The organism is Bernardetia aquimarina, from assembly GCF_042180575.1.
Taxonomy (GTDB): Bacteria; Bacteroidota; Bacteroidia; order Cytophagales; family Bernardetiaceae; genus Bernardetia.
Map to the genome: position 1 here is coordinate 3881340 of NZ_CP170094.1, position 22480 is coordinate 3903819.

General features: G+C 29.8%; 22 protein-coding genes. 20 read left to right on the plus strand and 2 right to left on the minus strand.

Annotation, left to right across the window (positions count from 1 at the left end):
• The first annotated feature begins 5 nt into the window (after positions 1 to 5).
• The 8 genes from ACE193_RS16685 to ACE193_RS16720 all read left to right on the plus strand — a co-directional run bounded on the left by ACE193_RS16685 (position 6) and on the right by ACE193_RS16720 (position 7458).
• On the plus strand, positions 6 to 1046 hold the full coding sequence (locus ACE193_RS16685; RefSeq protein WP_375559359.1) for a helix-turn-helix domain-containing protein: 1041 nt from the start codon (positions 6 to 8) through the stop codon (positions 1044 to 1046).
• A 112-nt stretch (positions 1047 to 1158) separates the two neighbouring features.
• A complete protein-coding gene (locus tag ACE193_RS16690; RefSeq protein ID WP_375559360.1) occupies positions 1159 to 2529 on the plus strand; it encodes a PDZ domain-containing protein in 1371 nt (456 codons plus the stop codon).
• A gap of 148 nt (positions 2530 to 2677) precedes the next feature.
• Entirely contained in the window at positions 2678 to 3559 is an 882-nt protein-coding gene (locus ACE193_RS16695; RefSeq protein ID WP_375559361.1) for an aspartyl protease family protein, read from the plus strand.
• A gap of 288 nt (positions 3560 to 3847) precedes the next feature.
• Positions 3848 to 4207 carry a hypothetical protein gene (locus ACE193_RS16700; protein ID WP_375559362.1) on the plus strand — a complete coding sequence of 120 codons (360 nt, stop codon included), beginning with the start codon at positions 3848 to 3850 and terminating at the stop codon, positions 4205 to 4207.
• A gap of 160 nt (positions 4208 to 4367) precedes the next feature.
• Positions 4368 to 5321: a hypothetical protein gene (locus ACE193_RS16705; RefSeq protein WP_375559363.1), complete on the plus strand. Its 954-nt coding sequence runs from the start codon at positions 4368 to 4370 to the stop codon at positions 5319 to 5321.
• Positions 5311 to 5895 carry a hypothetical protein gene (locus ACE193_RS16710; RefSeq protein ID WP_375559364.1) on the plus strand — a complete coding sequence of 195 codons (585 nt, stop codon included), beginning with the start codon at positions 5311 to 5313 and terminating at the stop codon, positions 5893 to 5895. The genes ACE193_RS16705 and ACE193_RS16710 overlap by 11 nt, the downstream gene beginning before the upstream one ends.
• Positions 5892 to 6665: a hypothetical protein gene (locus ACE193_RS16715; protein ID WP_375559365.1), complete on the plus strand. Its 774-nt coding sequence runs from the start codon at positions 5892 to 5894 to the stop codon at positions 6663 to 6665. Before ACE193_RS16710 ends, ACE193_RS16715 begins: the two co-directional genes overlap by 4 nt.
• Before the next feature lie 46 nt (positions 6666 to 6711).
• Positions 6712 to 7458 carry a hypothetical protein gene (locus ACE193_RS16720; RefSeq protein ID WP_375559366.1) on the plus strand — a complete coding sequence of 249 codons (747 nt, stop codon included), beginning with the start codon at positions 6712 to 6714 and terminating at the stop codon, positions 7456 to 7458.
• A 14-nt stretch (positions 7459 to 7472) separates the two neighbouring features.
• Here ACE193_RS16720 and ACE193_RS16725 read toward each other — a convergent pair whose 3' ends face one another.
• Positions 7473 to 7760 carry a hypothetical protein gene (locus ACE193_RS16725; RefSeq protein WP_375559367.1) on the minus strand — a complete coding sequence of 96 codons (288 nt, stop codon included), beginning with the start codon at positions 7758 to 7760 and terminating at the stop codon, positions 7473 to 7475.
• A gap of 229 nt (positions 7761 to 7989) precedes the next feature.
• Here ACE193_RS16725 and ACE193_RS16730 point away from each other — a divergent pair, with 229 nt between their 5' ends.
• The 10 genes from ACE193_RS16730 to ACE193_RS16775 all read left to right on the plus strand — a co-directional run bounded on the left by ACE193_RS16730 (position 7990) and on the right by ACE193_RS16775 (position 18452).
• Complete coding sequence (locus ACE193_RS16730; RefSeq protein ID WP_375559368.1) at positions 7990 to 8841, plus strand: hypothetical protein; 852 nt, start codon at positions 7990 to 7992, stop codon at positions 8839 to 8841.
• A gap of 42 nt (positions 8842 to 8883) precedes the next feature.
• Positions 8884 to 9732 (plus strand): hypothetical protein, encoded by an 849-nt coding sequence (locus ACE193_RS16735; RefSeq protein WP_375559369.1) that lies wholly within the window; start codon positions 8884 to 8886, stop codon positions 9730 to 9732.
• A gap of 3 nt (positions 9733 to 9735) precedes the next feature.
• Positions 9736 to 10536: a hypothetical protein gene (locus ACE193_RS16740; protein ID WP_375559370.1), complete on the plus strand. Its 801-nt coding sequence runs from the start codon at positions 9736 to 9738 to the stop codon at positions 10534 to 10536.
• Positions 10537 to 10785: 249 nt separating this feature from the next.
• The gene (gldN, locus tag ACE193_RS16745; protein ID WP_375559371.1) at positions 10786 to 11718 is read left to right on the plus strand and encodes a gliding motility protein GldN; all 933 of its coding nucleotides are present in this window, start codon (positions 10786 to 10788) and stop codon (positions 11716 to 11718) included.
• 221 nt (positions 11719 to 11939) lie between these two features.
• Positions 11940 to 12452: a hypothetical protein gene (locus ACE193_RS16750; protein ID WP_375559372.1), complete on the plus strand. Its 513-nt coding sequence runs from the start codon at positions 11940 to 11942 to the stop codon at positions 12450 to 12452.
• 129 nt (positions 12453 to 12581) lie between these two features.
• Positions 12582 to 13121 carry a DinB family protein gene (locus tag ACE193_RS16755; RefSeq protein WP_375559373.1) on the plus strand — a complete coding sequence of 180 codons (540 nt, stop codon included), beginning with the start codon at positions 12582 to 12584 and terminating at the stop codon, positions 13119 to 13121.
• Between the two features lie 90 nt (positions 13122 to 13211).
• Complete coding sequence (locus ACE193_RS16760) at positions 13212 to 14339, plus strand: DUF4369 domain-containing protein (RefSeq protein ID WP_375559374.1); 1128 nt, start codon at positions 13212 to 13214, stop codon at positions 14337 to 14339.
• Positions 14340 to 14457: 118 nt separating this feature from the next.
• Positions 14458 to 15570 (plus strand): NAD(P)/FAD-dependent oxidoreductase, encoded by a 1113-nt coding sequence (locus ACE193_RS16765; RefSeq protein WP_375559375.1) that lies wholly within the window; start codon positions 14458 to 14460, stop codon positions 15568 to 15570.
• A gap of 97 nt (positions 15571 to 15667) precedes the next feature.
• Positions 15668 to 16804 (plus strand): hypothetical protein, encoded by a 1137-nt coding sequence (locus ACE193_RS16770; RefSeq protein ID WP_375559376.1) that lies wholly within the window; start codon positions 15668 to 15670, stop codon positions 16802 to 16804.
• 82 nt (positions 16805 to 16886) lie between these two features.
• Complete coding sequence (locus tag ACE193_RS16775) at positions 16887 to 18452, plus strand: OmpA family protein (RefSeq protein ID WP_375559377.1); 1566 nt, start codon at positions 16887 to 16889, stop codon at positions 18450 to 18452.
• Between the two features lie 109 nt (positions 18453 to 18561).
• Here the strand turns inward: ACE193_RS16775 and ACE193_RS16780 are convergent, their stop codons facing one another.
• Entirely contained in the window at positions 18562 to 18945 is a 384-nt protein-coding gene (locus tag ACE193_RS16780) for an STAS domain-containing protein (RefSeq protein WP_375559378.1), read from the minus strand.
• Positions 18946 to 19655: 710 nt separating this feature from the next.
• Between ACE193_RS16780 and rpsT the strand changes: the two genes are divergently transcribed.
• Both rpsT and dxs read left to right on the plus strand, forming a co-directional pair.
• On the plus strand, positions 19656 to 19913 hold the full coding sequence (rpsT, locus tag ACE193_RS16785; protein ID WP_375559379.1) for a 30S ribosomal protein S20: 258 nt from the start codon (positions 19656 to 19658) through the stop codon (positions 19911 to 19913).
• A 188-nt stretch (positions 19914 to 20101) separates the two neighbouring features.
• A complete protein-coding gene (gene dxs / locus ACE193_RS16790) occupies positions 20102 to 22045 on the plus strand; it encodes a 1-deoxy-D-xylulose-5-phosphate synthase (protein WP_375559380.1) in 1944 nt (647 codons plus the stop codon).
• Positions 22046 to 22480: the final 435 nt, after the last annotated feature.

Genomic DNA, 22480 nt, shown 5'->3' on the forward strand with positions numbered 1-22480 from the left:
AAATTATGACCACAGATTATACAAATCTTATTATTTCCTCTTTTAGTGCGATTGCTTTAGTACATACTTTATTTTTGACATTAAAATTTGCTAAAAAGTCGTCGTCTTTCCTTGGAGTTAGTGGTATAATAGGCTTACTGATTTCTTTTGCTATTCGTTTGTCAAAATCAGTTTTGATTATTTTTTTTCCGACGATACCTTTCATTATTCCTCTTTCAGGTTTGTTGGGAATGTTCTTGGGAGGTGTTTTTTTGCTTTTGCATATCAAGCAACTCAATAATGAAATAATAAATTATACTCAATTTTCCTTTCATTTTATACCTGTATTTTTGCTTTTGGCTTTACTGTTTTTTTATGATGATGCTTATTCAGTTTATTTGTACTATACAATAGCCGTATTTTATTTGGCGATATATGGCTTATATAGTTTTTATTTAGCTTATTCAGAAAAAGTCATTAATCAAAAAGTACAATTAATTTTTATAGCTTTTTTTGCTATTTGGGTAAGTTTTGGTATTCAACTTCTGACAGATTCTAGATTTGTTTATGTCTTGATTACATTTCTTGGAAGTTGTAGTTTGTATGGGATTAGTTGGTTTGAAACAGGTAATAAACACGAAAAAAATAAGAATGAAAAACCTAAAAAAACATCCCATAATCAGAATGAAAATTTGATTAGAATTAGCCAAAAAGTAAAAGCTGCTTTTGAAAATGATAAGCTTTATTTAGATTCTTCATTGACTTTGAAATCTCTTTCAGATAAATTAAAACAGCCTACTCATTTGGTTTCGAAATCTATCAATAACCAGTTTCAAAAAACCTTTCCACAGTTTTTGTTGTCTTATCGCCTTGATGAAGTAGAGAAACGATTGGTTACAGATAATCATCTTAGCATTGAAGCTATTGCATTTGATTGTGGCTTCAACTCACCTTCTAATTTCTATACCGTATTCAAGAAAAAACACAAACAAACTCCTCTTGAATTTCAAAAGAAATATTCAGAAAATACTCTAAAAACATACAGGAGGAGTCATTCAGACTTCTAATTTCTAAATTAGCATATACAATTTTATAAATTAGAACAGAACTAGTTTTTAAAAAAAATAGATTTGTTGGTATTATTTATTTATCCAAATTTTAATCTAACTATCTAATTTTATGCAACTCAAAAAGTATTTTTTAATCAAAAATGTACTCTGTTTTTTCGTTTTACTTTGCTTATGTCAAAGCTCTAGCTTTTCTGTTTTTGCTCAAAAAAATAAACAAAACTTACAATTAATTGGAGGTTTAGAAAGAAAAGCAAAACTAGGTTTCTCATTCAAAGTTCTGTCTTCTGGGGCAGCACAAATAACAAAAATAGATTCTCTAAGTCATATAGCAAAACAAGAAATTGAAGTAGGAGATATTATTACTCAAGTAAATGATATTTCATTAAATCAGAAATCAAAGACAAATGATATTTTGTATGGAATAAAGGGAAACAAAACTATTGCAATGATTATTTTGAGAAATCAAGACATTCTAAAAAAAGAAGTAATATTTGAAAATCAACCTTTAGAATCGTATAAAAATAATACAATTTTATATAATTACGTTGCTACAGAATATGGTGACAAACTGCGTACTATTACAACTATTCCCAAACAGAAAAAAGAAAAATACCCAGCTGTTTTGTTGGTTCAATGGCTTTCGTGTTCTAGCATAGAAAATAATCGCAAACCTTACTATGGCTACGATTATATTTTAGATTATTTTACCAACTCTTCTCAAATGGCATTTATGAGAGTGGAAAAACCAAGTGTAGGAGATAGTGAAGGTATTGCTTGTTCAGAGTGTGATTTGAGTAGAGAATTAGAGGGATATAAAAAGGCTCTTGCTGCTCTAAAACAAAATCCAAATGTAGATACAACACAAATTTATATTCTAGGTTTGAGTTTGGGAACTTCACTTGCACCACTTGTAGGCGAAAATCAAAACATTAAAGGATATATTGTTTCTGGAGGTTGTACAGTTACTTGGTTAGAACACATGATAGAATTGGAGCGAAGAAGGTTGTCTTTGGTAGGAGAGAGTTACCCTCAAATTAATCAGAAAATGAAAGGTTATATTCCTTTCTATCAAAAATATTATGTCGAAAAGAAACTTCCTTATGAAATAATCAATCAGTACCCTCAATTTTCCGAGCTTTGGTATGAAGAAGATGCACATCAATACGGTCGTTCTGCTAAGTTTTATCATCAAGTACAGGAACAAAATTTTGAAGAAGCGTGGTCAAAAGTCAAAAGTCCTACCTTAGTTTTGTATGGAGAATATGATTGGATTATGAGCAAAAATGACCACGATAAAATTACTTATTTAGTCAATCAAAATAAACCTAATACAGCACAATTTTTTGTCATTCCAAAAGCTGGACATTTATTAAGCACCTACTCTTCTCCTAAAGATGCTTTCAATTGGAAGGGTCCTAAAAAGTCAGAAAGTCTTATTCCTATTATTGATAAATGGATAGAGGTGCAGTTACAAAATTAAATAATAAGAAATCTTTATTGATTTATCAGTGTAAATTGCTAGATTATTGAGGTAGAAAGTAAATTTAATTTTTCATTAAAGCAACCTTGGTAGTTTCTCTTACATCTACAGATACGAAACTTTTCTTTACATTAAACTTATAATAATTATGAAATTTAAGCTAACTCACTTATTATTATCACTACTTTTTGTACTATCCATAACCACTTCTTTTGCTAAAGAGTATCCAATAATGATTACTCCAGAAGGACATATTGTCGTTGAGGTAACGTTACAAGACTCAGTAAAAGGTAACTTTATTTTAGATACAGGAGCAGGGCTTATCGTTCTTTCTTCAAAGATGTTTGAGAAGGTAAAGGAGTCATCTCAAAATGCTGGTTTTATAACAGGCTTTAGAAGTGATGGGGATAGACTAGATGGCGAATTATATTCTATATCTTCAATAGCAGTAGGAGAAGAAATAAAAGAAGATGTTAAAGTTGCAGTATACCCACCTTTGGATAACTATGGTGTTGATGGGCTACTTTCTTTGAAGTTTTTTGAAGATAAACCGTTTAGTATTGACTTTCAAAATAACAAAATTCGTTTTTTGGAAGAAAAAGAGTGCAATAAGCTTGCTGAAAATAATAGAATTCTCCCTATTTCTATATCTAGTCATACTGACACTTCTTTAGATATTTTTGTAAGAGTTTGCTTAAATGACGAAGTGAGTATAAATGCTGAATTTGACACAGGTAGTGGTTATAATACTTTTCTTATAAATACTTATTTCGAAAAAAATCTAAATATCGACACAAGTAGTGTGAAAGTTAGACCTTTTAAAAGACCTATTTCACAAACTGAGGTACAAGATAAAATTGTTCAACTAAATACAATCAGCCTTTGTAAAGATGAAAAAAGGAGTATAGAAAAGCCAACTGTAGTATTCAGAGAAGGGTTAATCTATGAAGGACTTATAGGAAGCTCTTTCTTCAAAAACAGTAAATTAACTATCGATATTCTCAATAAAAGAATGATAATACAAGACTAAATTACTAACTAGATAGTTTGCTTGATTAAGTATGGCATAAGTAAAGTGTTATTATTGCTCTCTTGGAGACAACAATAACACTTTACTTTTATGTGATTTTTGTATTATTTTTATGGATTTGTCGGTGTAGATTGCTAGATTATTGAGATAAAACAACACTTTAAACATTCATATTATGAAATAATTGTATTTGCTATTATATTTTTAACTTGTTCTTTTACTGATATTCCTTCAAGTTCAATCATAGAAAATAAAGATGTTTTTTCTATTGAAATTGAAGAAAGCGCAATGCTCATTCACAATAATTACAAAATCTCACAAGATTGTATTAATATAAGATTACAAACACCACCTATAAAAAATGTATCCTATTCAAAAGTAGTTTCTAAAACTGATAGAAAAATAATTACTGATTTATTAGATAAAATAGAATTTGACGAACTTCGAAAAAGCTATTCCTATTATGCCATTGATGATATGGTAGAATATGATTTCACAGTCAATTACAAAGGAAAGAGTAAATCAATTCACATATACGATGTCAAAGTAAAACCTATTTTTGATTTGGCAGCAAAAATAAATACACTCTTGCCAAAAGAATATGCTATTGGTTATGATGAAGCCTACCTTTCTTTATCTAAAAGATAATAATACCAAAATGAAAACTAAACTACACCTAAATTTTTATCGATACAGATTGCCAGAGTTTTGAGATAACTTTTTAATATTTCTATATAGGTTAGCCTCGTAGAGCAGACCGTTTATAGTCTGTTCAGATAATAATCTAGTCTTTTTTCGTTCTTTAATTATGAAATATCTAAAAAACCCTTATTTGCCTACGACTATTTTATTGTTGCTACTCACTTTTTTTGGGTACAAGACTTTTTTTGATGAACGTTATACTCAAACTGAAAAAGAAATTTTTGGTTATAATTATCATCAAAATATAGGCTTAAAGCAGGAATATGAATACTTAGCATCCAATGCTTTGGGAAGTGCAAAAAAAAGTATCGATGAAACATATGGAACTAAAGAAAATAATGATGTAAAAAAAATACACGCTCGTTTCAAAAAACAAAGAGATGAACTACAAAAAATTTATCAAGAAACTCATAATACCTATTTTGAAGAGCCAAGATTTGAGTTAGTCAAAGAAAAAGTAAAATCAAATCCCAAATATACAGAAGAGCGTACTGTCGTCGAATTTCCTAATCTGAAAGTTGTTACAGCTTTCAATGAATATGTCCAAAAAGTATCAGCTTTAGATTCCTCGCTTTCGAAGCGTTATCAAGATTTTGTGTTTGAAGAAGGAATGAGCAACGAAGAATTAGACGATTTTTATTTTGATACAGACGATTATTTGAGAGCCTTTCATTATTCTCGTTTTGAGGCACAACTCGCCACTATGTATTACGAAGATGCAAAACTACTTTCAAGAAAATATTTTCTTTTTCCTCTTGCTTTGAAAGCAGAAGATATAAAAGTTGTGCCTTATGTGCATTACCAAAAAGGAAAAGACAAACCGTATTATGTTACTACAATGAGTGTTGTTCCTTTTGACAAAGAGAATACTCGTCTCGTTTACCCAGAAAATGTAGAAACCAAATTTGATGAGAATGGATTTATAATTGTTCCAAAAGAATTTAGAAAAGGAATGCAGAAGTTTCAAGTACAAATTCCAACGCTTCTTCAAAGTGATACTTCTTTTGTTATCGTACAAGATTTTAACTACCTCAATACCTATTATAAAGATGAAAAGTAAAATTCTACTTTCTGTTTCGCTTTGGGTGTTGATTGCTTTTCTAGGAGTTTTTTATTTCGTTTCTCAAAAGAACAAGAAAGAAAATGAGGTTCTTGCAGTAGAAAAAAGTAGCCAAACCTTGAAAAACTCAATAAAACAGGCTCACAAAGACAGATATTTGACACTTTTGTATCACGTAGGAGATGTTATTCCTTACAATAAAAGAGAACAATATACATTTCGTAACATAGAAAATGCTTATAAACTAGCAGAAGTCAGATACGAAAAAGGTACTATTTCACTAGATGATATGGGAAAAAATCCTCTGACTAAAAATGAGTTTTCTAATAAAATTATTTCTCAAAATGATTTTAATTATTGCTCATCTAAGGAAAATAAATTTGTAAATAAATTACACAAACTTTATTTATACAAAGACTTGATGAATTTTGTAGATGATGAAATCTACCCAGACATATCTTATTGTGGAGCAGAATATAGAAGGTTTGATATTGAAGTTATAGAAAACGATAAAATAGCTCTTAGACTGACAGATATTTTCCATCCAGAACCCATTGAATACTATTTAAAATGAAAAATAAAACCATATTTTCTGTTTCTCTTTGGGTATTAATAGGGGTTTTTTGTTGTTTATGCTTTTTTTTGAAGGAGAAACAAGAGGAGAGAAAAGGAAAAGATGAAGTTGCACTAGATAAAAGTGAACGTTTTTTAGTAGAAAAAATCAAACTCAAAAAACACATCATTTTGGATAAAGAATATTTTGACTTAAAAATGTATGGGTTTCATCCTAGAGATGTAGCTATTTATGATTCACTCAAACGAAATACAGATTTTTCGGAATCTCTTTATACAACTACTAATTATAATTGGAAAACTTTAAAAAAATATGTGATAGGTAATTTTTATAACTACTCACACCTAGACAATGAAAAAGACAAGCTACTTTTGAATTATCGAAATGAAAATTCCAAACAACTTACAAAGCTGCATAAATTGTTATTGTATAGAGTCCATAGCAGGTATAATTTGATAAGACTTCATCATGTTGGTTGTCGTCTTGAAATACGTTTTGATCCTCTTTATTTAGAAGTTTTGCCGTTTAATTCAGCTATTGCATTAGAATATCAGTTTGATAATTTTGATGAAAAACCATTTTCTTCTCAACTCTATCAAAACAACCATCCCATAGAGAATCTATATTTTGATGTAGAAAAAGATACGACACTTCATTTTCAAATCCAAACAGATTATTATGCAAATGATACACTCAAAAGCACTAAAAACTACAAACTCAATATAAAAGCTGGGCAGCGAAACGATTTTGAAATAGAGGAAATAAGATAAAAAAGTCAGATATTTTCCATCCAAAATCTATTGAATATTATTTAAAATGAAAACTAAAACTATATTTTCTGTTTCTCTTTGGGTATTGATAGGGATTTTTTGTTGTGCATACTTTTTTTGGGAAGAAAGGCAAGAGGAAAGAAATATCAAATCACTTGAAAGAAGTAGTAAGTTTTTGATAGAGAAAAGTAAAAGAGTTTTTTTAGAAAAATTACTAGAAGGAGAAACTCAAATGTCAGAAAGTGGAAATGACCCACGAGATGTTAGTTTATATGGTTTACTTCGGAAGAACTATGAGTTTTCAGATTCTTTATTCAAAACTGACAATTATAAATGGACTGTATTGAAAGAATATTTGAGAGATAGTTCTTATCAGAATATTATTTCTACCAAAAGTACAGAGTTACTAAACTATGAAAATCCTAACTCTTCATTGCTTCAAGCATTTCATAAAATGACTTTGTACAGAATCCACAATCAAGCTCAAATAGTGGAGTTTAGCATGACAAGTGGTAGCTGGGTTACTTTTGATAAATTTTCGCTTAACCTAATTACTTTAAGTCCAACAATATTTTTGCATTACTCTGATAATCCCAAGCTATTCTCCTACCAACTCTATCAAAACAACCAGCCCATAGAGAAACTATATTTTGATGTAGAAAAAGACACGACACTTCATTTTCAAATCCGAACAGATTATTATACAAATGATACGTTCGGAAATACAAAAAACTACCAACTCAATATAAAAGCTGGACAGCGAAATGATTTTGAAATTGAGGAGGTATTTTGATAAAAATTACTCATTTACTCTTCTTCCATCCCTAAAATAGAATTATAAAAATCTATTCTTTCTTTTGGAATAGCTTCTCTGATTCTTTTGAGAGAACCTTCACAATCTTTATACTCAAACTTTCTTTTTACTACTATAAAATTTTTTTCTACTTCAAAATCTTCGTTTGGTAAAGAATTTCTATTTAATAAATCAGTCAATTCAAATCGGTCTAAAATACTTATTAATGTGCGAGAATGACCCCATTGAGGAATGCGAGTTAAAGAATAACCTAAAAATATGTAAAAATCGTTTGTTTTCATAAGTGGTTTTAAAATTATTTTTATGGATTTGTCAGTTCAAATTGCTAGATTATTGAGATAGAAACTTCAAACAAAAACAATTCTTCAAAATATAAAAAATAGTTACATCGGTAACTAAAACAGACCGATTTTGAGCAAAAAGAGCAACTAGAAAAGTAGTTTTAACGTATTTTAAAGAGTACATTGTACATAAAGATAGCCATAAAAAATTACTAAAACTCTACTGCTTATGTTTCACTACCATTTTTTAGATGAAGACCAACATTCCGAATTTCTCTCACAAAATAGAATAGACCCTATTACAGGCGACAAAATATACGAAGGCGATTGTGTCGTGATTTGTGCTGCCTGCAAATCAGCTTTTTTGGAAGAAAGTTGGAATTATCTGCGCCAACAGCATTGCGACCAGTACGGAACTCTCAATAAAATTCCTAAAACTGAAAAAATTTATTTCAATGGAGAACCTTTAGTTTTTTTGCCTTTTGATGTGAAGAATGAAGGTTCATTTTTTAGTGAACTTATCTACAAGGTTTTTCAGTTTTCAACAAATGCTTTTCTTAGTATTGTTCCTTTAGTGGCTATTATTTTGATTTGGTATTTTATTCCTTCTATTGAAAGTGAAGGCTATAAGGTTTTATTTAATATGATTTTAATGCCTATTGGAAGTGTTATTTTTTATATCTCTGTAGTCAAAAGCTCTTCCAATCAAACTACTTTTTTTGGTCAGATAATGAAAAATAAAAATCGTTTTCTTATCAAAAATCTGCGTCAAAATTATTCTAAAGGAAATTATTTTGCCATCAATTTAAAAAACAAAAGTATTGTTTCAAAAACAGCGTTAGGGGAAAAAGAAGTTTGTTTTTCTAACATAGAGAAGATTGTCTATATTTATAATGCTGACAGAATTTTTGATAAAAATGGACTTTTACTTCTCCAGATTTGTGTTATTTCGAAAAAGGAAACTACCAACTATGAATCTATTTTTAAGGAGAGTGAAAGACACAAACTAGACACTTTCTTAAATAAATTATCTAAGAATCTAAAAGTTTTTCAAAGAAATAATACTCAAAATTATTATTGAATAGTTTGGATAACACAACATAATTTTGAAATAATAAAATAAATGCACTATTCCCATAAACTAGAAAAACGCAAACACAAAGGTTTTCTAAACGAAAAACGAAACGACCCAATTACAGGAGAGCGCATTGAAGCAGGACATAAAATAGTAATTTGTTCGGCTTGTAAATCTGCTTTTTTTGAGGAAAGCTGGCAATATTTGGGAGGGAAACATTGTAATCAAACAAAGACACTTTCAAAAATTCCTATTGCTGAAAGTATTCAAATCAAGTTTAAAGAATTAGATTTTGAGTTTAGTGATACTGAATTATTGAAGCCCAAAGAACAAATGATAGTTTCAGTTATAAGTTTTGTTTTTGTAGCTTTTTCTCTATTGACTCCAATGGTAATTGTAGGAGGATTTCTTTATCTATTGTCTTTTTTCATAACCGAAAATAATTATTTTACTCCTATACTACTTTGTACTCTTTCTTGTTTGACAGTATTATTTATTTTATATCAACTTTTTAATAATTTGCATATCAAATTAATGAGTAAAAGCCCTAGATATAGGAAATTTAGAAGACTTGCTATTTCACAGGAAGAGTTAAAATATAGATTGATAATAGACGAAAAATATCAAGTGCTTTCTATAAGAAATCAAGAAGAGAGTTTTGTGATTCCTTTGCAAAATATAGTGAAAATAGATTATTTTTTTTATTCAATAAAGAAGAATCAGAATGAAAAAGAGGTATTTCAATTAAAAGCAACATTTGATTTTATCAATAACGAAGAGTTTAATCAAAAAACATTGATTACAGAAATAGCAAAAATAGAATTGAATCAATGGAAATATTTTATAAATAAATTACCTTCTCATATCGAAACAAAAATAATTAGTCAAAGAATATAAAAAATGCACCATTCCCATTACTTAGAAAAACAAAAAGACCAAGATTTTTTAGTACAACAAAGAGTCGACCCAATTACAGGCGAGCTTATCGAAGCAGGACATAAAATAGTAATTTGTTCGGCTTGTAAATCTGCTTTTTTTGAGGAAAGTTGGGAGTATTTGGGTGGAAAACATTGTAATCAAACAAATACCCTTAGTACTATTCCTGTTGCTCAAACGCTTTGGTTAAAAGCAAAACCACTAGAGTTTTTACCTTTTGATTTTGAGGGATTTGATACAGGGTTTCATTATCAAAACGTAATTTATGGTTTTTTAGAGCTTGTAATGATAATTCTTTCTGGGTTTTCTATATTATTTTGGTTAGTATCTTTAGCAAAGAGTAGGCAAGATGTATTTATTATGTCGGTTTTGGTAGGAATGAGTTCTATAGGTTTGCTTTTTAATTTAAAGAAAATTATCAAAAAATTACCTGCTTCAATTTCTAAACATATCCTTCCTTTTGATAAAGGACACAAATTAGCCATAGATAACAAAAAACAAGTGCTTACATTTAGAAATGATTTTAAAGAATTGGAACTTCCATTAGATACAATTTCAAAATTTCAATACTCTTTCAATTATGTAGATGGAGATACTTCAAGGTATAAAGATATGTGTGACTTGAGCCTAACGCTAGGATTCAGTAAAAATGGAATCTATAAAGAAAGAAAAATAAATGCACAACTCAGAAAAGTATATTTTTATAAATGGGAAGAACTTTTGGGAAAATTACCTTTAACTATCAATGTATATTACCGAAAGTAATGAAATAAAAGAGATAGTTGAAAAAATAAACTTGTTTATCGAAGAAAATCAACTGTTTGTCTAAAAAAACAAGCTGTTTATCGAAAAAAATATTAACTTCAATGCAATTTTGAAATACATTCAACGTTAGATAAGCAAAGAAAGCAATTAAAGACACAATTTTAGTCAGAAAAAAGGTTTAACTTTAATCTTTCAAAACAAGAATTATTTTATCATCTCTATAATAAATTAGAATTACTTTTATTAACTATGAAGAAACAAAACACAAATCTATTAAACGTTCTTACCAAAGGAATTATCGGAATGGCAGCTCTTATATGTGGAGTTACTTTTTCGGCTAATGCTCAAGAGTTCGGAATGGAGTATGCACAAGACGGTTATAATCATAACTCAATCCGTCCATTGCACGAATCGCATATTATGTACAAAAAGACACTTTGGTTTAGAATGTCTTTAAAAGAAAAACAAAACTTGCCTTTCTTTGCAGTAGAAAACGAAATTACAAAAGTAATTATTGATGCTGTAAAATTAGGAATTATACGTCCTTACAAAAACGATTCTTTGCGTACTCGTATGTCACAAGAAGAGTTTTTAGAAAACCTTACTATCCCTTCAGATGAAGTAACACTTACAGAAGAAGAAATTGCGATGGGCTTTACTGCAGACGACCTTGGTGGTTTTGGTGGAGGCGGAGATGATTGGGGTTCTGGTGGAGACTGGGGTGGCGATAGTGGAGGAAGTGCCGAAGCTGAAACAATAGCCAACGAATTCTATCCTAAGCAACTTCACTTATTAGAAATCAAAGAAGATTTATTGTTTGATAATAAGCACTCTCGTATGAAGCATGATATTCAAGCTATTACAATTATTATTCCTGCTGAAATGAATCCTGCAACAGGTTTAGAGAAAAAATTAGCTGCATTTTCATACAAAGAGTTGGTTCAAAACCTTTTCCGTGACAATTCACAAGCAATTTGGTACAATGAGCGCAACAACCGTCATCACAGAAATTTAGAAGAAGCATTTGATTTACGTTTATTCAATGCTCGTGTTATCAAATATGACAACGCTAGAGATAATATGATTGTTGATATTTACGAAGACCAACGTTCTGCTCTTATTGCAGCTCAACAATACGAACATCAATTAGTAGAATATGAAAGTCATCTTTGGGAAAACTAAATATTGATTTTTATTTTATTCAAAACCTTTCTTACAGCTTTGTAGGAAAGGTTTTTTTGTGTTTTAAAAGTGAGGAGTATTTTAGATAAATTTTGATTATTACATAATTTTAACTTATATTTACAAAAGGTGTTATTAGTATTTTATCTATTTATCAAGTAATAAAATATTATTTTACCTTTATTTTTTTTACCAAATTTATTTATCAAAATTATTAAAAAATGAATATTAAATTTAATTCAGTGTCTTTATTTGTTGCTTTATTGTTTTTAGCAATAGGCTTTACTTCTTGTGGAGGTGGTAAGGAAGCAAAAGTGCCAGAAGCAGGCGAAAAACTAATGGCATCAGCTTGGAAGTATGATGTAAATGCAAATCTTAAAGGTGGTTCAGAAACTGCTGAAGATGCAACAGGTGTAACTTCGGATATTCAACTCAAAGGCGATGTTGGTGCAATGGCTGATTTTGTAGCCGAAACACTTACTTTTGGCAGAGATAAGTCTGACAAAACAAAATTGTCTTATCAAAAGAAAATAGGTGAAGGTCTTTTGTCTTCTTCTACAGTAGGTTATTGGACAATGTCAGAAGATGGCAAAACAATCTCTATGGCAGCATGGGACAAAAAAGCAGGCAAAGAAAAAGACCCAGTAGTTTATACGATTGTTGAGCTTACAGATGACAAACTTGTTTTGACAAAAGAAGGCGACGACACAAAGAAAATTTATAAAAAGAAATAAAATAAATTGAAATGAGTAAAATTTTTACCATTTAGTTTCTACATACTAAAAAACTACGTTTCTTTGTAAGCGTAGTTTTTTTATGCACTTTTATTTCCTCTTAACTTTCTTAATAAAAACACTCTCAAAATGATTTTATTTCCAAGCTCAAGTGAATATGCTTCTTTTTATGCTAATTATATCAGATTAATTGGCGAATATATGAAAGAAAATAAAATACAAGATATTATAGAAGTTTTATCCCAACAAGGAGAAGAAACCAAAAAAAGCTTTGCCAAATTCTCAGAACAAGAGGCTTTATTCAAATATGCAGAGGGTAAATGGAGTATTAAAGAACTTTTAGGACACATGATTGATACAGAGCAAATTATGTCGTACCGTGCTTTGTCTTTTTATCGTGGCGAAAAGCAGTCTTTAGCAGGTTTTAATGAAAATGAATATGTCAGAGAGGCAAATTTTGATGCAATTCCGTATTCAGATTTGTTGGACAGGTATGAGATTGTTCGTAAATGTTCGGTGGCACTTTTCAAAAGTTTTGATGCCAAACAGACTGCTAAAATAGGAGAAGCTAATCATAATGAAATGTCAGTTCGTGCGCTTATTTATATGATTGCAGGACACGAAATTCATCATTTACAGATTTTGGAAGAGCGTTATATTATTAAATAAATGGGCTTTGATTATCTCCATCTAACAAAATATACTTTTGACAGTTTTTAAAACTTAATTTTATTATTCATTATCAATTCTTCTTTTTTTATGAAAAAAAGTATTTATTTTTCGCTTTTATTTTTTGCTTGTTCTATTTTTTATAGTTGTAATTCTGAGAAAAAAACATCTGAAAACGAATATCTAGTAGAGGGAAATATCAATAATTTATCGCAAGATATGAAAATGATAGTTTCTGATATTAGTACAAAAGATATTGTACCTCTTTATGATGTTAGTGTCAAAAAAGATGGCAAATTCGAACTCAAAGGAAATATTACCGAACCAACTCCTTTTTACCTCACTTTGCTCAGAGAATCAGATAGTACGTTTTCTCCTTCGGATAATTTAGTCGTGTTTTTTGAACCTTCAAAAATGGAAATCCAAGCTGATGCTGGCAAACTTTCAGAAGCGAAAATTACAGGTTCTCGTTCACATTCTCATTTTGATATGTATAGAAAAGGAACAATAGGCTATGAAAAAAACATGAAAGAATTAAATGTAAAAGCAATGAATAGTTTACAGACTGGAGATACAGTAAGCTATCAAAATACAATGACAGAGTATGAAAAGCAGTACGAAGAATGGAAAAATTATAACAAAAAGTTTATTACAGAAGATTCTTTAGATTATGCTGTGCGTTCGTTTTTGGCTGTAAATTATATGTTAGAAGATGAAGATTATCTGACTGATTTGGAAAATTTGGTAAATGGAAAAGAATCTACTTGGACAAATCAAATCAATTCATATATCAAACAAATAAAAAAAATATCAATAGGACAATCTGCACCTGATATTACTACACTCCACAATACAGAAGGCAACTCTGTTTCTATTTCTAGTTTAGAACAAAAACCTACAATACTTTATTTTTGGGCTTCTTTTGACCCAAAAACTGTATCACAAGTACAGAAAATTCAATCTTTAGAAACTGCCAAAATGAAGGAAGAATATCACTTTGTAGGTATTTCTTTAGATTCAGAGATTAGCTCTTGGAAACAAACTATAAAAGAATTACCTCAAAATCATACACAATTTATAGACCTTTCAACAAATCAAAATGCAGCTATTACATATCATCTGACAAGTTTGCCTTTGTTTATTGTTTTAGACTCCACTCAAAAAATGCTCTATAAGACCAATTCAATAGAAAAATTGAATTCTTTTTTGATAAAATAAATCGAAAACATAAGTACGTTTCAAAATAACAGAAATTTGTCTGACCTGTTTTCATAGTGTCAGACATTTTTTATTGAAAAAATAAAATTAATTTTAAATTGTTGATTGTATCCAAAAAATGAAAAACGAATTTGATTATTTAATTATCGGACAAGGTTTGGCTGGTTCTATCTTAGGCTATACGCTGCTTGAAAGAGGAAAAAAAATAATGATTTTGGACGAACCCAAATTTCAAAATTGTTCGAAAATAGCAGCAGGAATTTGTAATCCTATTACAGGACGAAATCTTGTCAGAACGTGGAAAAGCAAAGAGTTATTTACTTTCCTAAATGATTTTTACCCAAAATTAGAAAAACAATTTAATTGCCACTTCTTTTTCCAAACACCTATTTATCGCCCTTTTCAAACCTTAGAGCAACAACAAGATTGGTCGGCACAAGAAAATAAAGCTACCGAAGAAGTAATTTATCCTAAAAAACCGTTGTTTGAAGAAAATGTAAATGAGCCTTTGGGTGGACTTTTAATAAAAAATGGAGGGCATCTGAGAACGGATATTTTCTTAGAAGCAATCAAAAAATATCTGATAGAAAAAAAAGCATACAGAGAAGAATTATTTGAGTTTGATAAATTGATTTTGGATGATAAAAGTGAAAAAGAGAAGGTAGTTTATCAAGATATTAAAGCCAAGCATATTATTTTTTGTAGAGGAGTATTAGACAAAACAAATCCCTTTTTTGATAAATTGCCTATCGCACCAGCAAAAGGTGAAATTTTGCATATTGATTTTGATAGAGATGAACAAACAGCTAGGAAACTCAATCAAATTATCCTAAATAAAGGCTGTTGGGTTGTTCCTTTTCATAATTATTTGAATGACAAAGTGAGAGAGCTTTTTACAAGTTCCTTTCGTACAGGCTCAACTTATAATCATGATGATTTGACATTAGAGCCAACACAAGAAGCAAGAGAAGAAATTGAAACCAAACTTCAAGCAGTTTTGAATTTGCCTTATAAGGTTACAAATCATGAAGCTGGTATCAGACCCTCCACACGCACTCGTTATCCACTTATGGGAACACACAAAGATTATCCTCAAATGAGTATTTTTAATGGTTTTGGTGCAAAAGGTGTTTCGATGATTCCTTATTTTGCCAATGAGTTTGTAGAACATTTATTCAATGGAAAAGAATTAGATAAAATACTCCGAATTAATAAATGGTTGTTGAAATAGAACTTGTAATTATTATTATTGAGAATAAAGTGGCATAAATCATGAGTGTTATTTAGGTTTTAAATTTAATCAGAACATACATAGAAGTCAACTCTACATGAATACTCAAAAAATATCATTACAAATTTTTCTAATCCCTATTTTCTTTTTCTGTTTTTCTTCTCTTTTTGCTCAATCAGATTTTCCTAAAGAAGTTCAAGACTGGATTTTGAAGGCTGATACAGAAGAAGAGCGTACTTCAACTAATAAATCGTATGTTTATCAAAACGAATATGGCGAAAAATATACAGTTTATTTTCGTTCTCAAAGAATGAAAGACAAGCAAAAAGAAATTGAGAATCCTATTTCTGTGAGTATTTATCCGTATTCAGAAGAAAGAAAATTACCAAATTGGAAAGTAATTTATTACATGGATTTTGATGGAAATTTAGTGTATATAAATTATGAAACAAATCATAAAGAGTATGCTAATTTCAGACAAGAAATAGTTGTAAAAGAAGGAAAAGAATGGTATCACAAAATCAGTAAAAAAGAAAAAGATGCAAAAGATTTTGAAACACAATCAGTAGGAAAAGGAGCAATACAAGATGAAATAGAATTTCCTTATTTTCTCACAAAAACAGATGTAATAGCTTTTTTAAAGCCAAGATTAGTAACAGAAACAGATTTGTTTAAACCCTTTTTTATGCAAAGAGAATCTAATTTTATCTATAATTCAGAACTTCCAAAAAGTGTGAGTATAAATGGAAATTCAAAAGAATATAGTTTTGGTGCTTTTGAAGGAGAAGAGTTAAAGAAAAAAATTACAATCAATTATCAAGAAGCAACCGATAAAACAACAATTTCTGGAATGCTGACTCCTTTTGATGGTTTTTCTTTTGAGTTAGAAGGTTATGTTTCTTTAATTGGTTTGCAAGGAAAATATATTGTTTTGGAAGGAACTGGAGTAGATTCTTCTTTCGAAATGTTAGTTTACTCAGAAGAAAAAGCAAGTATTGTTTTCAAAAAACAAGTGAGTGGAGTATATTTTTTTAATAATCATTTAATTTTTTCAAAACATGCATCTGAAAGCGAAACTCAATATGCTATCAATCATGGAAGTTGTGAAGAGGAAGAAACAGGAATGAGCGTAGAAAAACATGGGATTTATGATGCAGGGACGTTAAATGAACTTTCTACTGATGATATTCCAATTCGTTTTACAAATCAAATTCGTTGTTTATTGGTTCAATAGTAAAATTACTTCACAGAATAGTTAGGAACGAATCTTGAATATTCTATCAAAAAAATATAAATACCCCTAATTTATTAATTTAATGAAACAAAATAGTTTACTTCTCATCTTAGTTTTACTCCTTTTCTCATTTGCTTCTTCGTTTGCTCAAAATGCAGAAGTAGTAGAAAAAGTAGAGTTTAGAAACATCAGCAAAAACAGAACAGGTTTTCCAGAAGGACAAATCAATTCTATTGCTATTGACAAAAATGACACAAAATGGGTTGCCACTGAAAATGGTTTGGTTGCTTTTTATGCTGATTCTACTGTCCGAACATTCAATAGAGCTGGTAAATATGATTCTTTGATAGATAAAGTAAGTTCTATTCGTTTCGATAAAAAAGGAACAATTTGGCTGGGTACTTTTTCGAATGATATTGTAAGTGTTGTCAATTTAGATGCTTATGGAGAGTATATTTGGCATACCGAAATACCGACTTTTAGTAATAAGAGTTTTTATATCAATTCGATTGATGTAGATTCGAAAGGTGGAAAATGGATTGCTACAGCACAGGGTGGACTTTGGCACATTGCAGCAAACAATAAAAAGACAATCTATAATCAAGAAATTGAACCCAATATTCCTAGTGATGTGATTAATGCTGTAACGGTAGATAATGATGACGTTGTTTGGGTGGGAACAAGCGCAGGAATGTTTAATATCAAAAATGGAAAATTCAAAGATGCTTTTAATGTAACTAACGATGGTTATGGTTATGACAATGTTTTACATATTGATTTGAAACCTGATGGGAATTTGTGTGTAACAGCTCTTAATCGTAAAGGAAAGCAGTTTTTGGTGTGTAATCAAGAGATGTTTCAGATGTCCAAAAGGGTTACAAAATCTAGAAATTTTAGATTTAATGATGTCTTGGTTACACCAAATGAAAGTGTTTGGATAGCAGGAAATGAAGGTATTGTTAAATTTTCAAGAGATGAAGATCCTATTTTTTATAATCAGGATTCGGGTTTGGTTGTGAGTGCTGTTACGGCTTTGGCGTATGACATCAACAATGATATTTGGCTCGGAACTCCAGAAGAAGGATTATTTAAGATGCAGTTTAAGACAATAAAAATTCCGAAAGAAGCCGAAATTGTGGCTGTGGTGGAGGAAATTAAACCTACTATTATCGATGAAATAGAAGTTGAAACTCCTGAAATAGAAGTCGAAACAGAAATTGTAAAACCAACGATTGAAATTGCAAAAATTGAAGTTCCGAAAGTGATTTTTAATAAAAAAGAAATCAAAAAAGGAGAAGCCATCAGTTTAGAAAATATTGAATTTAATATCAAAAGTTATTCTCTCAATAATGCAGAAGGTGTACAAACATTAGTTGATTTTATGAAAGAAAATCCAAAAGTCAGAATTGAAATTTCGGGACATACCGACAAAGACCCACATCCTGCACACCCAAGTTATGCACGTATAGCCAAACAACAATTAGATTTGTCAAGACAACGTGTAGAAACAGTATATAGATATTTGACAGACAGAGGAATTGACCCTTCAAGAATAGAGAAAAAAGCATTCGGAGGAACAAAGCCTTTAGTCAAGTTTAATTCTGCTGAAAATAGAAGAGTAGAAATGAAAATTCTGGAGGTGGAATAAACAGAATTAGATAAGAAAGCTCATTTTTCCATAGAGCTTAACTCTATGGAAAAATAACACTGCCTTTGTTGGTGTTTTAGCGTAGCGACACCAACAAAAATACGAAATTCTAATTATTTTTTTCGTCTTCTTTAATATCACGCTCTAATTCTGCCATAAAAACAGCATCGACAGATTCTGCTACTGTTGGAATGATATTCAGAACACTATCTAATTTTGATATTGTCATGAGTTTCATAACATGGTCACTGACAGCAGCAAGAGCCAAATAACCGTTGATTTGTTCAGAAAGGCGTTTTGCTACCAAAATAGAGCTAAGACCAGATGAATCTACATATTTGATGTCTCCCATATCAAAAATAAGATTAATCATTCCAGACTGATACAAGGTAAAAAATTCAGTTTTTAATTTGGGTGCAATCGAAGAATCTAATTTTTCTTCTTGCAACTTAAATACAGTATATTGTTCTTGTTTGTTGAGTGTAAATTTCATAGTATAGTTTTATAATTTTGAATATGGAGTAGGAATCAGAAAATAGATTTGAAATAATATACAAAGTAATTTTCAAAAAAATTAATGACATCTAAAAAATCAAATTGTTTATTTGTCTAGCAAGTTACAAAAAAACCTCAAAATCTCTCTATTGTTTGAATCTTGTTTACGAGTCTTTCCTAATTTATGATTTATCAGAATTTTCTTTATTCTATCAAAAATATTTTTTAGTTTTTATTTACTTTTATTGCTTTATAGTTTGTGAAAGTTGTAGATAAGTCGTAATTTTGCGCTCTTTACAAGGTTCTTATTTGATAGGAACAGTAGAAAAGTCCTTATCTTAAATTTTATATAAGATAAGGTTTTCATCAAAAGAAATCAGTTCAAAAAATCGTAGGTTCAGTTGATTTACAACAAAGAATCAAACGAATAATCAAGAAAAGTAGGCATAACGCTTCTATTTTACTATCTAAAAATAAAAGCTACTATTTTTCATCAGACTTTAATTTTATTCCTCTCATAAAATCAAAGTTCTGTAATTTAATAAACGGATTGCTCTATTTTTATTAAATTTAGGATTGAAATTAGATTTTTTTAGTAATTTAATTAATACATAAAGAATTCTTTTTAATCAGATGATTTTTCTAATTTTAAAGAAAAAATTCTAAAAAATAAGTTAGAAATTTTCATCAAAAATAGTTTAACAGTATATGGCAAATCATAAATCAGCCCTTAAGCGTATTCGTTCGAATGAAGCTAAACGTCTTCGTAACCGTTACCAATTAAAAACGACACGTACTTATATCAAACGTCTTCGTGCAACTACTGATGCAACAGAAGCTAAAGAATTACTTCCTAAAGTAGTAGCAATGGTAGATAAATTAGCAAAACGCAATATCATTCATGATAGAAATGCTGCTAACAAAAAATCTAAGCTGATGAAATATGTAAACACTTTGTCTGCATAAGTTGTAGTACATATTTTAGTATTTCATTAAAAAAGGCAACTTTAAATTTATTAAAGTTGCCTTTTTCTGTTTTAATTTGAAAATCCTCAACGACGCTTTTAAGCTCGTTGACGGTTGATATATTTTAATAAAATCAGCCGTCGTTGAGACTCAAATGAAGCCGTCAACGAGGTTTCAATGTAGTAAAAATGCCTATCAAAAATCTCACTCTTACAGAATTAGAAAGAAAGTGCCAAGAACTTCGTCGTTTTATTATCGAACATGTAGCACAAAATGGTGGACATTTGGGCGCAACTTTGGGAGTAATTGAGCTTACAGTTGCTTTACACAAAGCCTTTATTTTTTTGGGTACAGAACAATCTGACAAACTTGTGTGGGATGTTGGGCATCAAGCCTACGCACACAAAATTCTGACAGGTAGAAAAGATGATTTTCATACTATCAGAAAGCAAAATGGTCTTTCAGGATTTCCGTCTATTAAAGAAAGTAAGTTTGATGATTTTGGTACAGGACATTCTTCTACGTCTATTTCTGCTATTTTGGGAATGGCTGTGGCTTCTCAATTTTCACAAGATGAGAGCATAAAAAACCGTTGGCATATTGCCATTATTGGAGATGGAGCTTTTACGGCTGGTTTGCCTTTTGAAGCTCTTAATAATTTACAGAATAATTCGGAAAATGACATCAAACCTAATATTTTGATAATTCTGAATGATAATGGAATGTCTATTGATGAAAATGTTGGAACACTCAAAAGTCATTTTGAAGACCTTTCAAAACAGAAATGGACAAAAAAGACTTCTCAAATACAGTCAGAAAAAGAATTAAATGAAAGGTTTACTATTCCTTCTATTTTTGAGTTTTTTGGAGGAAATTTTCATGGTTCTATCGATGGACACAATTTAGAAACTTTACGTGATTTTTTTGAAGAATTAAAACAAAATACAGAGAAAAATTTATACTCAAATAAAGTTCATTTTATTCATATCAAAACTGTAAAAGGAAAAGGAATAATTAAGGATAGTAATTTAGAGATAGAATCAAAATATAATTCGTGGCACGCACCAGCCAAATTTGAAACCAAAACAGGACAACTTCTAACATCAGAACCTTCAACTAAAAAATCATTTTTCAAATTTCAAGATGTTTTTGCTAAAACAATCATACAACTAGCCAAGAAAAACTCTAAAATTATTGCTATTACTCCTGCTATGGCTTCTGGAAGTTCGCTTTTAGAAATGCAAGAACTTTTTCCTCAAAGAGTTTTTGATGTCGGAATTGCAGAGCAGCACGCTGTTACTTTTTCGGCAGGGTTGGCTACTCAAAAGATGATTCCTTTTTGTGTCATTTATTCTACTTTTTTGCAGCGAAGTTATGACCAAATTATACACGATGTTTGTGTGCAAGAACTCAAAGTAATTTTCTGTATTGATAGAGCTGGACTTGTAGGAGCTGATGGTGCAACTCATCAAGGCGTTTATGATATTGCTTATCTTCGTCCAATCCCCAACCTTATTTTGGCTGCTCCAATGGACGAAATAGAGTTTCAAAATATGCTTTTTTCAGCTCAATTAGATAAAAATAAAACTTCTTTTGCCATCCGTTATCCTCGTGGAGAAGGATTTTTATTGGAAAATAATGAAGAAAACAAGCAAAAATTAAATAATAAAAATGAGTTTGAAGAAATAAAAATAGGTAAAGCCAGAATTATAAAAGAAGTAAACCCAGAAACTCAAATCGTTATTCTTTCTTACGGAATTGTAGGAAATTTTGCCAAAGAAGCGATTGATATATTAGACAAGAATCAAGAATGTCAAAACAAGGTAGCTCATTACGATATGCGTTTTTGTAAGCCTTTAGATGAAGATGCTTTACATCATATTTTGAGTTTTCAGAATATTAAAAATATAATCACAATAGAAGACGGAAGTAAAATAGGAGGATTTGGAAGTGCTATTTTAGAATTTGTGAATGAGTATAATTATTCAAAAAACCTTGATAAAGTAGAAATTTTAGGTATTCCAAACCAAATTATTTCCCACGCAACCCAACAAGAACAGTATAGTTTTTGTGGAATCGATACAAAGACCATAATGCAGAAATTAAGAATATTATTTGGTGAAAAGATTTAAAAAGGCTAATAAATAAGGGATTTATCGAAAAATATAGCTTTTTAAACACAAAAAAGTTATATTACGTATAAAAAAAATGATTCTATGATACTAGATTAGCTATCAAAGGGTATAATAACATGCGTGTAAAATTTTATACACAAACTCTTTGTTGAGCTTTTTATTTAAAAAAGAACTTTTCTTAAATGAAAAATAGAATAATAATTATTTTTAGTCTAAAAACCTGTCAAAAGTCATATTTTGTTATATGGTTTTATCATATTTTTCATAAACAAGGTGCGAATTATAAGAAATGTAAAATTTAAGTGATAAGCCCAACAAATAATACCTTAAATTCAGAACTACTTTATAATTACTTGTTAGATAGAGAATTAAGGAGCTAATCATTCCACTCAAATTCAATAGGCAAATACTACAATATTTAGGGAAAACAAT

Bases quoted from the DNA above. Each gene is read 5' to 3' on its own strand.
- ACE193_RS16685 (WP_375559359.1), top strand. From the start codon at position 6: ATGACCACAGATTATACAAATCTTATTATTTCCTCTTTTAGTGCGATT.
- ACE193_RS16690 (WP_375559360.1), top strand. From the start codon at position 1,159: ATGCAACTCAAAAAGTATTTTTTAATCAAAAATGTACTCTGTTTTTTC.
- ACE193_RS16695 (WP_375559361.1), top strand. From the start codon at position 2,678: ATGAAATTTAAGCTAACTCACTTATTATTATCACTACTTTTTGTACTA.
- ACE193_RS16700 (WP_375559362.1), top strand. From the start codon at position 3,848: ATGCTCATTCACAATAATTACAAAATCTCACAAGATTGTATTAATATA.
- ACE193_RS16705 (WP_375559363.1), top strand. From the start codon at position 4,368: ATGAAATATCTAAAAAACCCTTATTTGCCTACGACTATTTTATTGTTG.
- ACE193_RS16710 (WP_375559364.1), top strand. From the start codon at position 5,311: ATGAAAAGTAAAATTCTACTTTCTGTTTCGCTTTGGGTGTTGATTGCT.
- ACE193_RS16715 (WP_375559365.1), top strand. From the start codon at position 5,892: ATGAAAAATAAAACCATATTTTCTGTTTCTCTTTGGGTATTAATAGGG.
- ACE193_RS16720 (WP_375559366.1), top strand. From the start codon at position 6,712: ATGAAAACTAAAACTATATTTTCTGTTTCTCTTTGGGTATTGATAGGG.
- ACE193_RS16725 (WP_375559367.1), bottom strand. From the start codon at position 7,760: ATGAAAACAAACGATTTTTACATATTTTTAGGTTATTCTTTAACTCGC.
- ACE193_RS16730 (WP_375559368.1), top strand. From the start codon at position 7,990: ATGTTTCACTACCATTTTTTAGATGAAGACCAACATTCCGAATTTCTC.
- ACE193_RS16735 (WP_375559369.1), top strand. From the start codon at position 8,884: ATGCACTATTCCCATAAACTAGAAAAACGCAAACACAAAGGTTTTCTA.
- ACE193_RS16740 (WP_375559370.1), top strand. From the start codon at position 9,736: ATGCACCATTCCCATTACTTAGAAAAACAAAAAGACCAAGATTTTTTA.
- gldN (WP_375559371.1), top strand. From the start codon at position 10,786: ATGAAGAAACAAAACACAAATCTATTAAACGTTCTTACCAAAGGAATT.
- ACE193_RS16750 (WP_375559372.1), top strand. From the start codon at position 11,940: ATGAATATTAAATTTAATTCAGTGTCTTTATTTGTTGCTTTATTGTTT.
- ACE193_RS16755 (WP_375559373.1), top strand. From the start codon at position 12,582: ATGATTTTATTTCCAAGCTCAAGTGAATATGCTTCTTTTTATGCTAAT.
- ACE193_RS16760 (WP_375559374.1), top strand. From the start codon at position 13,212: ATGAAAAAAAGTATTTATTTTTCGCTTTTATTTTTTGCTTGTTCTATT.
- ACE193_RS16765 (WP_375559375.1), top strand. From the start codon at position 14,458: ATGAAAAACGAATTTGATTATTTAATTATCGGACAAGGTTTGGCTGGT.
- ACE193_RS16770 (WP_375559376.1), top strand. From the start codon at position 15,668: ATGAATACTCAAAAAATATCATTACAAATTTTTCTAATCCCTATTTTC.
- ACE193_RS16775 (WP_375559377.1), top strand. From the start codon at position 16,887: ATGAAACAAAATAGTTTACTTCTCATCTTAGTTTTACTCCTTTTCTCA.
- ACE193_RS16780 (WP_375559378.1), bottom strand. From the start codon at position 18,945: ATGAAATTTACACTCAACAAACAAGAACAATATACTGTATTTAAGTTG.
- rpsT (WP_375559379.1), top strand. From the start codon at position 19,656: ATGGCAAATCATAAATCAGCCCTTAAGCGTATTCGTTCGAATGAAGCT.
- dxs (WP_375559380.1), top strand. From the start codon at position 20,102: ATGCCTATCAAAAATCTCACTCTTACAGAATTAGAAAGAAAGTGCCAA.